Here is a 9,977-nt window from a genome sequence, read left to right as displayed (position 1 = left end):
ACTGGTCTACGAGCACCCGGTCGTGGAAGCAGGAAGCCTTGAGTAGAGATATTTTTCTATGAAAGGCGGAACGGTAAGGAGGTTATCCCCTTGACAACTTTACTGGGAATGAGTTCTTTGATCCTGCTGATACTTCTTTTACTGCTTATCATATTTTTATTCAGTTTCATTCCTGTAGGCCTGTGGATTTCCGCCCTAGCTGCCGGGGTCAAGATAGGTATTTTTACCCTGGTGGGAATGCGCTTGCGTCGGGTGCCGCCGGCCAAAATCGTCAATCCGCTGATCAAAGCCGATAAGGCCGGGCTGGATGTGGAGGTCAATCAGTTGGAAGCCCACTACCTAGCAGGCGGTAACGTAGACCGGGTAGTGGACGCCTTAATCGCGGCGGAACGGGCCAACATCCCCCTGCCCTTTGAGCGGGCTGCGGCTATTGATCTGGCGGGCAGAAACGTATTAGAAGCGGTGCAGATGAGCGTAAACCCAAAAGTTATCGAAACCCCCGTCGTAGCCGCGGTGGCCAAAGACGGGATTGAGGTGCGGGTAAAAGCCCGGGTAACCGTACGGGCCAATATCGACCGCCTGGTAGGCGGCGCCGGCGAGGAAACCATTGTTGCCCGGGTAGGAGAAGGAATTGTGACCACGGTAGGATCAGCGGAAACTCATAAAGAAGTACTGGAGAATCCCGACCGCATTTCCCAGACCGTACTCAGTAAAGGCCTGGACGCGGGAACTGCCTTCGAAATCCTCTCCATTGACATTGCTGACGTAGACGTGGGCCGCAACATCGGTGCCCAACTCCAAACTGATCAGGCCGAAGCCGATAAAAGAATTGCCCAGGCCAAAGCGGAGCAGCGCCGGGCCATGGCCGTAGCCAGAGAGCAGGAAATGCGGGCCGCGGTTCAAGAGATGCGGGCCAAAGTGGTAGAAGCAGAAGCAGAAGTCCCCAAAGCGATGGCCCAGGCTCTGCGGGAAGGAAAAATGGGCGTAATGGATTACTACTACATGCAAAACATCATGGCTGATACCCAAATGCGGGACTCCATTGCCAAGCAAAGCCCTGAACTGTTCAAGGGAAGCACTGCTACCCCTGAATCAGAATCCCAGCAAGACAAACAAGAGTCATAAGTTATGAGGCGGTGATTATTCTGGAACTGCTATGGATTGCCATATTTATTTTGTTTGTCATCAGCAGAGCTTATTTTGAGAGTCAGAAGCAGCACTCCACCAAATTAAAACGCAAGGCGGTCCCGCGGCACGGCCGCGGGAGTTTGCCAAACTTGAATACCGGCAAAGGACACACTTTGCCTCCTATTTCCCCTCCACCCCGGGAGCCTGAACCGGTGGCGGCAAAGCCTGCTGGTGTCCACCGGGCAAAATCCAACCGTCCTCTTTCGCCTAGTGAAGAGGTACAGCTCGCAGCCACGCTTCTGGCCGAGGGAGAAGACACGGAGGGAACCGTGTCCACGGAGGGCGGCCCTAAATCAATCTTACCGGTTGACGGGACCATGAAAACAGTGGGGCAGCAATCTACCAGGTATCGACCCGGTAGAGCTGCCGCCAACCCGGTAGTACAAGGCATCATTTGGGCGGAAATTCTGGCCCCTCCCCGGGCCATGCACCCGTACCGAACCCTACAAAAAATGGGTCGTTAATGACCCCCGGCTACTCGAGAAAATGCGGGGATAGAATAGTAATTGGCCCAGAGATTCGCCGTCTTCCTCGAAATGGAATTGCTGTCCTTGACTACCTGGATAATCTCCTCCGGGCGGTACGTCTGAACCAGCCATCTAACCGCATCCACCGTTCCCCATTCCAATATCCTCTCGATGATAAAGCGCTTGTTCTTTTACAAATCTAGCCCGGCTATCTCCACATCCCAAAACACATAACTTAACTCTTTCGGGATTGGTCTCATAATTTCAACTCCTTATGTCTCTTACCTTATTTTACCAGATAGTACTTTAAATATCAATGTAAGGGAAAGCAAACTACTTACCAGTTCCGTAAAATATTAACACTACGCCGGCCATGATAGCAATCAACTTAACCAAAGATACTTTTCCGGCCATATTGGCAATTCCCAAAATATTGATGCTGATAAAAATCAGCGGGTTAACCAGCCCAACAAAAGCATTGATTCTGAGAGCAGCGCCAACCGTATGGTATTTGATCATCAAGAAGGCCGCTACTAGGGAAAGGATTCCGATTAATAACCTCAGCGTGGACATCAATCTTACCGTTAGTTCTTCGCTCACAGGCCTGTCACTCCCGTAAAAATAATAAATCCCCTTCCCGGTATAAAACAAAGAAGGGGAAAACATCTCTTGACTTGGTGCGGCAGAGAGGACTTGAACCTCCACGGGCGCAATACCCACAAGATCCTGAATCTTGCGCGTCTGCCTATTCCGCCACTGCCGCACATGTGGTTGACATTCTTTATTATATTCAACCCATAACCAAAAGTCAATACAATCCGCTAATTAGTATCTTAACTTAATATTTAAAATTATGGGTCGTAAAGAAGGTATGAACCCGGACATCATTGGGAACTGCGCTCTTCGCAGCCTTAGGCATGTACTGATCCAGATCCATAACCTTATCATGGCAGATGCTGCAGAGTTGCCCTGCCGTGCGCTTCAACTGTACTCCTTCCGAGTTAAGGCCATGAGAACTATGACAGGAAACGCAGCTGATAATTCCTTTCTGGTAATGGTTACTTTGCACAAAGTCATTGTACTGCTGGTGATTCAGTTTGGAGTCACCGTTGGGCCAGAAGTAAGGATCAGTCTGACCCTGCGGTTCATACGGATCAAAAACAGAAATCAAACTGTCTCCCGGTTTGAACCCGTATACGTCTTCGCGTACACTATACTTCAAGTTCTGTCCCCGAACATGGCAGGAACCGCAAAGGTCCGTCTGCTGACTGATGCTCAAATTTGCCGGGTAAGTAACATTCATGTGGCTGGGAGTATTTACGTGATTGCTTCCGGGACCGTGGCAGGCTTCGCAGCCTATCCCGTTGTCTACCCAGCTCTCGGTACCGGCGTTGTAACCGGTAACGTGACACGCTATACAGGTGTCCTCCCATGTTTCTGTATTCCAATCCCAGTTTTCTTCTGCTGAATAATCCTCCCAGTCGGATTTTCCGACTAACCATTGTACCGGTAAAATCTTATAGTCTCCGCTGCTATAGATGACATACCGCTGCTTCCACTTGCTTCCGATAGCATAGACTACATCACTTACCGAAACATTATAAGGATCAGAACCAGGACCGCTGCTCCAGTTCGCTTCGGCCTCCGGCAGAATCCCGCTGTTATCTAGCACCATTTGGGAGTGAAGGGTTTTTTGCCAACCCTCGTACTGCTTCTGGTGGCAACTGACACACTGGCTTGTCCCAACATACTCGGCGCCCTCCTGGCTGTAAGTGGCATTCGCACTGTCGTAAACACTGTCCTCATGGGCATAGCCGGAGGTGCTGTCGCCGTGGCAGGTAACGCAAACTGCCATGTTGGGCTTGCGCTTCAAGTTGGATGAGCCCACCAGCTCCTCAGGGGGATTGTTCTGGTCATAACCCTCGTCACTCAACGTTTCCAGCCAGTAATCCTGGTCTACCCCGTGGGCCAGGTGACAGGTAGTGCACATTATAATACCTTCTTCTTCAAAGACCAGGTTGGTAGCCGTCTGCCAACCGCTGTAATAAACGTCAACTTTGTGCCGGTAGGCTTCGGAAAATTGGCCGCCGTAACCGGTGGTGGTATAATAATCCGTATGACAGGCGGCGCAAAACTTGCTCATCCCACCGGTATAAGTTATATTTTCCCCCTCTGTCCCGGTCTGAGGCAGATAGTTCTGAATCCTCATCGTCACCCGCAAGCTAGGAGTGAACGTAGCATAGACCTTCTCGCCAACTTTGGGGGCCTGGCTTAAGGTAACCAGACTGTAACCCTGCGTATTATCGATAGTTGCGCTGGTATCCTGTTCACTTCCTATGAAAATCAAAGCCTCATAAGGGTAAGTCTTCAGCATGTAATAAGGCATTGCACTGGTATCGAAAGTTCCGTCATCCTTCTTAGGATATGCCGCATAAAGAACCGAACTGTTTGGATCTACCTTAACCAGCTCATACATGGTGAAATCCGAATACCGCTTTTGGGTCTGGACACCGTTAGGATCGGGGTGCAACAGGCGCGCGTTGCCTCCCAGGCCATGCGGACTGTGGCAGCTGGTACAGCCAAATTCTATACCCCAGCTGACCACTTTCCCGTCAATTTCCACCGGGACCGTGGATCCTCCCGGGGCGGCGCTGTGTTCAACCGCTCCTGTCACGCTGTGGTAAGAAAGGTACTTCTCATTGCCGGTGCCAAAGGGACCGCCGTTGGTCGGTGCCCCGTTCGGGAGCTTGCCCTGCTGTACATTATAGGTAGTGGAAACGGTACCGTCATGGCAGGCCATACAGGTTTCGTAAACGCTATACCATTGGAGCAAACTGCCTCCTACCGCCGTATGCGTGGCGTGGCAAGAAGCGCAAGCATCGGTGTCTTTACTGTAATTGCTGTGGATACGGTACTGGGCGGGGTTTTGTTCGTTAGGCAGGTAGATTTCGTAAGGATAGGCAGTTGTACCGTCTGCCTGGAAGGTCGATTCCCATCCGCTGCTCCCGTAAACTCTTTTAGGAGTAGAAGTATAGTAATATTCGTATACCGTTCCGCCAACGGTACTACCGCTCTCATCAACGCTGCTATATCTCAACTGTGCTGCCAGGGCGACGGACGAAAATCTCATCATCAATAACCCGGCCAGGATAATGGCCAGAACAGCTCTCCGCATAAGCTTCCCCTCCCGCCCAGAAGCAAACCGTTCGTTTCTTCATAAGGTTATTTCGACAAAAAATACCAAACTCCTATCCATCTTTAAGAAAAAGTTTTCTTTTTCACAAATTAAATCGAATAAAATAGAGACTAGTCACCCTCCCGTTGATCTCCAGAAATTTCCGGATGGCCTTCCGGCAGTTCCTTGGCTCCCAGTTCCTGTATCAGCTTGTAAATGTCCCTTTTGTCTTTATAAACCGTAAAAGTTTTGGCCAGGTCTTCAAACTCATAGTCCCACCCGTAGTAGTCATCGGCTTCCGCGGTAAAAACCAGATAATACCGGATACCCGGGTCATAATCAATTATGAATACCTTGCTGATAATTTCTCCGTTACCGTTTTCTGATTTGACCCTACCCTGTAAAATTACCCGGTAGGTATCAGGCTGGACGTTGCTGTTTGACTGTTCGATTACTTTTACGTCTTCCAATTCCTGTTTGAAATGTTTTACCACCTCTTCGCCCAAGCCTTCCAGGTCATAATACCCCAGTCCGCCAACTTCCAGCAAGATATTGAACGCAACACGGTGCTCATAAGAATAAAAGGCCACGCTGGTCTTATCTTCCATGACCTTTTCCCAGCTGGCCGGAACCTGTACCGAAAACCCGGCGCTAGGATGGTCGTAAATAACAGTTTTTCCAAACCCGTATTGTTGTTTACAACCGGCAAAAAATAGGGCCACCGCCAAAAGCAACAGCCCGCAGCTAAGGTTTTTTCTCAAGATTTAGATTCCCCTTCTTTAGTCGTTTCCGTTTGTTCTTGAGGTTCTAGGTTTAAATACTTGACCGAAGCAATTTTCCATTTATCTTCTATTTTTTTAAGAGTTATTTCATATTTCGATTCATGATCCAGAGGGCCCAACTTGGTCTCCGGCACATCAGTAGTATAATACGCGCCCGTAGTGTGGGCATGTACCAATAATTTGGCGCTGTCTGCACTCTTTTCCAACACTTTGATTTCCTTATAGTCAGTATTGTAGTGAACCAGTTTGACTTTATTCCTGCGCATTTCTTCCAGGTACTTGAGCGCTTCAGATAATTGAGGTTCGGTATAAATTTCCCGCACCAACTGCTCTGACCTTTCTTTATCCGCCACAATATTTTGAGCGTTAAAGTCTAACTGGTCTAACTCCTTAAATATTTTCACAATTTCGTCGTCGCTCTTAACTCTTTCGGAGCTACAACCGCTAACGAACAAAGTGGCCAATACTAGCACCAGCAGTACTGTCAGCGCCGGTTTCCTCACTCCTTGTCCCTCCCGGATAAACGTTGGATTTGCTGTCCCGACTATTTTAACTTCGCCAAAAAACAAAGTTTTCCTTCTATAAATTAAAATTAAAAGAAGTTTAATACCATAATTTGCTAGCTTAAATGCAAACCTTTTTGGAATACTAAACAAATAAGGAGGACCGTTGTTTATGAAAAAAATAGTTATGACCATATCCCTGACCATACTGTTTGCTTTCAGTCCCAGTAATTGAAATTCTTCCGCGCTCGGTGTCGAGGCTCCAGACATGGAGACTCTTTACGTTCTCACCCGCTGGCAGTTAGCCGGCCACCAAATCTGGGAACCTATGGAAGTTACCGCCACCGCCTACGATGCGTGCCTCAGCTGTACCGGTAAGGTAGACGGCATAACCAGAACCGGCACCCGTGCCACACCCGGACGAACCATTGCCGTCGATCCTGCGGTAATACCTCTAGGCGCTATAGTTTATATACCGGAATTAGATACCGTTTTTACTGCCGAGGATACCGGCGGGAAAATTAAGGGACCTAGAATTGATATTTTTTTCTCTACCCATGAAGAAGCCCTTAAATTCGGGGTTAAAAAACTGACCGTCTATGTGATAACTCGAGGAGATAATATTTAGAGCCTGCTCAAGGCTCTTTTTTACTGCCAGGTAATCTCTATTTGATCACCTTCCTTCAAGGGAGTAGTAAAAGTAGCCGGTTTACCGTTTATAATAAGAACAAACTTTTTCTTCCCTTCCGGGGGATGGGGTTCGAAATCCAATTGCCGGAAAACATCCGTAAGAATAGGAGCTCTATTTCGACTGTGCCTAATAGCTAACTCTTTTCCATTAACCACTACCCGAGTGGTCTCCCCTTCTTCCTCCGGAGACCTTATTTCCAACACGTCCCCATCTTCTACTGAATGGTACAGGTCGGCTTCCCTTCCGTTAACTAAAATACGTTCACCAGCTTTCAAAGGATGTTTCAACCAGTTTAAGACTTCTTCCACCGTGTCGAAAGAACGGTAGTTAATAGTGGCCTTGTCAACCAGCGGAGTCCGGTAAGAAACAGGTGCACCGTTCATGGTTATCAATGGTTTTAGCTCTACTTCTTTGCCGTTGAACACTATCTTCTTGGAGGAAAGGGCAGGCACTACATCGGCGATAGTTCCCGCAGCATCCTTGCCATCTTCCGCCGGTTTTACCGTTATGTTATCGCCGGCAGAAATTTCTGTATCCAGGGTAGCCGGTTCACCGTTGACCGCAATTTCCGCCGCCTTCCCCATAGTTCCCTTCAGGAATTTCACTTCACCGTTAACTATCACTGAAATACCCATCCCTGGTCTCCCGTAAAGCTTACGGACATTAACCCCTGCCGCTACCAGGGCATCGGCAACTTTTCCTCCGCGTATGTTAAATAACCTGACCGGCCTGTTGTTCACCCGAATGTTGGTAAACCCCATGCTTTTTCGTTCCAGAGCTGTGATGGCAATTCCGAGCGGCGTTACTGCCTGAGGCCCCTGGAGCTTACGCCAGGCACCCGTTACCTGTTCCAGTATCTCTCGTCCGCGCACAGCAACTCTTTGGTGAGGAAGGTTAAGGGTTTCCGCTATCTTCCGAGCCAGCCCCGGAGTTAAACTACCCCCTCCGATGCAAATTACCGCCTGGGGAGGCTGACGGTTAATTTCCAGGATCTTCTCTCCTATTTTCCCCGCAATCTCAGCCACTGTCGGTTCTACCAAACTGATTAAATCCTGACTTGACGCCCGGTGTTTAACTCCCACCGCATCGGTGTAGGTCACTTCTTCCGAGCTAGACAGCAGTCGCTTGATTCTCTCCCCTTCCGTAAAGTCCAGTAGCAAATCCCGGCACAGGTGTTCCGTTATTTCATCACCTGCTGCCGGAACCATGGCGTAACCGATTATGGTGCCGTCAGCCGTTACAGCAATATCCGAAGTTCCAGCCCCAACATCCACCAGTGCCAGGTTCAGGCGACGCATGGTGGAGGGCACCGCTACATTGATAGCCGCTATGGGCTCCAAGGTTAAACTATGCATTTCCAGCCCGGCCCTCTGGAGCACGGAATAAAGGGAGTCAACCACTACCCGAGGTAGAAAAGTGGCCAGCACCTCAACCCCTACCCTATTTCCGTGTTGACCCACAAGATTCCCTATTACGCTGCCGTCGAGATAAAAATTTACCACACTGTAACCCACACAGGGATATTCTTCCGCCTCCCTGTCTCGTTCCAGTAAAGACTTCTGGGCTTCATGCACCGCCTCTATTTCCCAGGCCAGGACTTCCTCGCTGGTAATCTCCTCCAAAGGCGAGCAATCTCGCTCCGCAACTCCCCGGGCCGTCTTCAAGGCGCGCCCGGCAGCAGCTACGGCTACCTGTCCCAAGGAAAAACCAACTTTCTTTTCCAGGCGAGCCCTAACCCTTTTGACTACTTCCGTAACCTGGGGAACATCATGAATCTGGCCGTCCAGCATGGAACGATTGCTATGTTCTTCCAACTCGGCCCCCAGAATATTAACTTTCTCCCCATTCCGCTCTACAACTACGCCAACCACACTCCGGGTACCAATATCCAGAGCAAAAACCGGTTCACCCTTCAAAAGACAAACCCCCTGCTCTTCCTGTATATTCCACATATTTCGACTCAAAAATAATAATTCCTCTTGGTTGATCATAAACCGGTTGACCATAAACCGGTAGAATTGTATAATTAAGGTCAGTGGTTAAAATTTAAATTACATAAGCGCACCCGCCGGGTGCATTAATTATTTTCTTGTTTTTTCATCAGGAGGTCGTCATGCAGAGAAGTGAGTTTGTGGCTGGCGTTCACAGCGCGATTCCTATTGTTCTCGGTTATTTACCTCTGGGCTTTGCTTACGGTGTCCTGGCCCGTCAGGCAGGACTTTCGCTGGCGGAGACAGTCATCATGTCCGTCCTCGTTTACGCCGGCTCCGGTCAGTTTATTGCCGTAAGTCTCCTGGGAGCAGGAGCTCCAGTGCTCCCCATTGTTTTTACCGTTTTCCTCGTCAATCTGCGACACCTACTCATGAGCGCCTCCCTAGTGCCATATGTCGGCCACTATTCCCGCAAGTTATTGGCCGCCATCTCCTACCAGATTACTGATGAAACGTATGCCGTAGCTATTTCCCACTTTCAGAAAGTTCCCGCCCGCGAGGCATACCACCTGGGATTAAATCTGACTGCCCACTCTTCCTGGATTTTTGCTTCCTTCTTGGGAGGAACCGTGGGCAGTATGGTACAAAACCCTGCTCGCTGGGGGCTGGACTTTGCTCTCCCTGCCATGTTTATTGCTTTGCTGGTAGGGCAGATAAACAACCGGCTCACGCTGATAGTTGCCCTAGTTGGTGGAATCAGTGCGTTGGGCTTAGCTCTGCTATTACCCGGCAACTGGTACATTATTTTAGGCACTATCACGGCCGCCACTTCAGGGGTGATGCTTGAAAAATGGATAAAAAAATAATGCTGGTGATTATAGGAAGCGCAATAGTAACCTATTTACCCCGCATGCTTCCCTTAGTTATGTTAAGTAAAATCAAAATGCCTGATCTCGTTCTGCGCTGGCTTTCTTTCGTTCCGCCGGCCGTCCTCAGCGCCCTCTTGCTGCCAGACCTGTTGCTGGTCAACCAGCGTGTCGACTTCTCCTTCTCCAACCTTAAGCTTCTGGCCGCCTTTCCCACTCTGGCAGTGGCTGTAAAAACCCGCAGCATGATGGCTGCGCTGATAACAGGTATGGCAACTGTTGTTCTCCTACGGCTACTTTAAATTTAGTTACATAAAGGTAAAAAAGCCAGCAAGCCCGGGGCATTCGCCTCCGGGCTTACTGGCTCAAGGAGG

At 49.4% G+C, this 9,977-nt stretch carries 10 protein-coding genes, 1 tRNA gene and 1 pseudogene; 5 read left to right on the top strand and 7 right to left on the bottom strand.

Annotated elements, in window-relative coordinates; translation table 11 throughout:
* The first annotated feature begins 108 nt into the window (after positions 1-108).
* On the top strand, positions 109-1,125 hold the full coding sequence (gene floA, locus KKC1_RS12165) for a flotillin-like protein FloA (RefSeq protein ID WP_272946675.1): 1,017 nt from the start codon (positions 109-111) through the stop codon (positions 1,123-1,125).
* A gap of 11 nt (positions 1,126-1,136) precedes the next feature.
* Positions 1,137-1,652, top strand: coding sequence for a hypothetical protein (locus KKC1_RS12160; RefSeq protein WP_088554712.1), 516 nt, complete (start codon positions 1,137-1,139; stop codon positions 1,650-1,652).
* Here KKC1_RS12160 and KKC1_RS17855 read toward each other — a convergent pair.
* The 6 genes and pseudogenes from KKC1_RS17855 to KKC1_RS12135 all read right to left on the bottom strand — a co-directional run.
* Positions 1,649-1,834: pseudogene (locus KKC1_RS17855) on the bottom strand (DUF6922 domain-containing protein); the annotation flags it as partial. The gene KKC1_RS12160 and the pseudogene KKC1_RS17855 sit on opposite strands and share 4 nt — an antisense overlap.
* A 154-nt stretch (positions 1,835-1,988) precedes the next feature.
* Entirely contained in the window at positions 1,989-2,255 is a 267-nt protein-coding gene (locus tag KKC1_RS12155) for a DUF2619 domain-containing protein (protein ID WP_202820069.1), read from the bottom strand.
* Positions 2,256-2,330: 75 nt separating this feature from the next.
* Positions 2,331-2,418: transfer RNA gene (locus KKC1_RS12150), tRNA-Leu, on the bottom strand.
* Positions 2,419-2,493: 75 nt separating this feature from the next.
* Entirely contained in the window at positions 2,494-4,830 is a 2,337-nt protein-coding gene (locus tag KKC1_RS12145) for a cytochrome c3 family protein (RefSeq protein ID WP_088554711.1), read from the bottom strand.
* Between the two features lie 131 nt (positions 4,831-4,961).
* Positions 4,962-5,591 (bottom strand): hypothetical protein, encoded by a 630-nt coding sequence (locus tag KKC1_RS12140; RefSeq protein WP_088554710.1) that lies wholly within the window; start codon positions 5,589-5,591, stop codon positions 4,962-4,964.
* The gene (locus KKC1_RS12135; protein WP_143288754.1) at positions 5,588-6,115 is read right to left on the bottom strand and encodes a hypothetical protein; all 528 of its coding nucleotides are present in this window, start codon (positions 6,113-6,115) and stop codon (positions 5,588-5,590) included. Before KKC1_RS12135 ends, KKC1_RS12140 begins: the two co-directional genes overlap by 4 nt.
* Positions 6,116-6,383: 268 nt before the next feature.
* Between KKC1_RS12135 and KKC1_RS12130 the strand changes: the two genes are divergently transcribed.
* On the top strand, positions 6,384-6,743 hold the full coding sequence (locus tag KKC1_RS12130) for a 3D domain-containing protein (protein WP_088554708.1): 360 nt from the start codon (positions 6,384-6,386) through the stop codon (positions 6,741-6,743).
* Positions 6,744-6,763: 20 nt separating this feature from the next.
* Here KKC1_RS12130 and KKC1_RS12125 read toward each other — a convergent pair whose 3' ends face one another.
* The gene (locus tag KKC1_RS12125; protein ID WP_192868232.1) at positions 6,764-8,722 is read right to left on the bottom strand and encodes a cell division protein FtsA; all 1,959 of its coding nucleotides are present in this window, start codon (positions 8,720-8,722) and stop codon (positions 6,764-6,766) included.
* A gap of 197 nt (positions 8,723-8,919) precedes the next feature.
* On the opposite strand from KKC1_RS12125, the gene KKC1_RS12120 reads away from it, so the two are divergent.
* Both KKC1_RS12120 and KKC1_RS12115 read left to right on the top strand, forming a co-directional pair.
* Positions 8,920-9,603 (top strand): AzlC family ABC transporter permease, encoded by a 684-nt coding sequence (locus KKC1_RS12120; protein ID WP_088554706.1) that lies wholly within the window; start codon positions 8,920-8,922, stop codon positions 9,601-9,603.
* The gene (locus KKC1_RS12115; RefSeq protein ID WP_088554705.1) at positions 9,588-9,905 is read left to right on the top strand and encodes an AzlD domain-containing protein; all 318 of its coding nucleotides are present in this window, start codon (positions 9,588-9,590) and stop codon (positions 9,903-9,905) included. The genes KKC1_RS12120 and KKC1_RS12115 overlap by 16 nt, the downstream gene beginning before the upstream one ends.
* Positions 9,906-9,977: the final 72 nt, after the last annotated feature.

Origin of the sequence: Calderihabitans maritimus, assembly GCF_002207765.1 — a bacterium.
Classification (GTDB): Bacteria; Bacillota; KKC1; order Calderihabitantales; family Calderihabitantaceae; genus Calderihabitans; species Calderihabitans maritimus.
The sequence above is the reverse complement of the archived record's forward strand: the minus strand, read 5'-3'. Positions and strand labels throughout refer to the sequence as shown.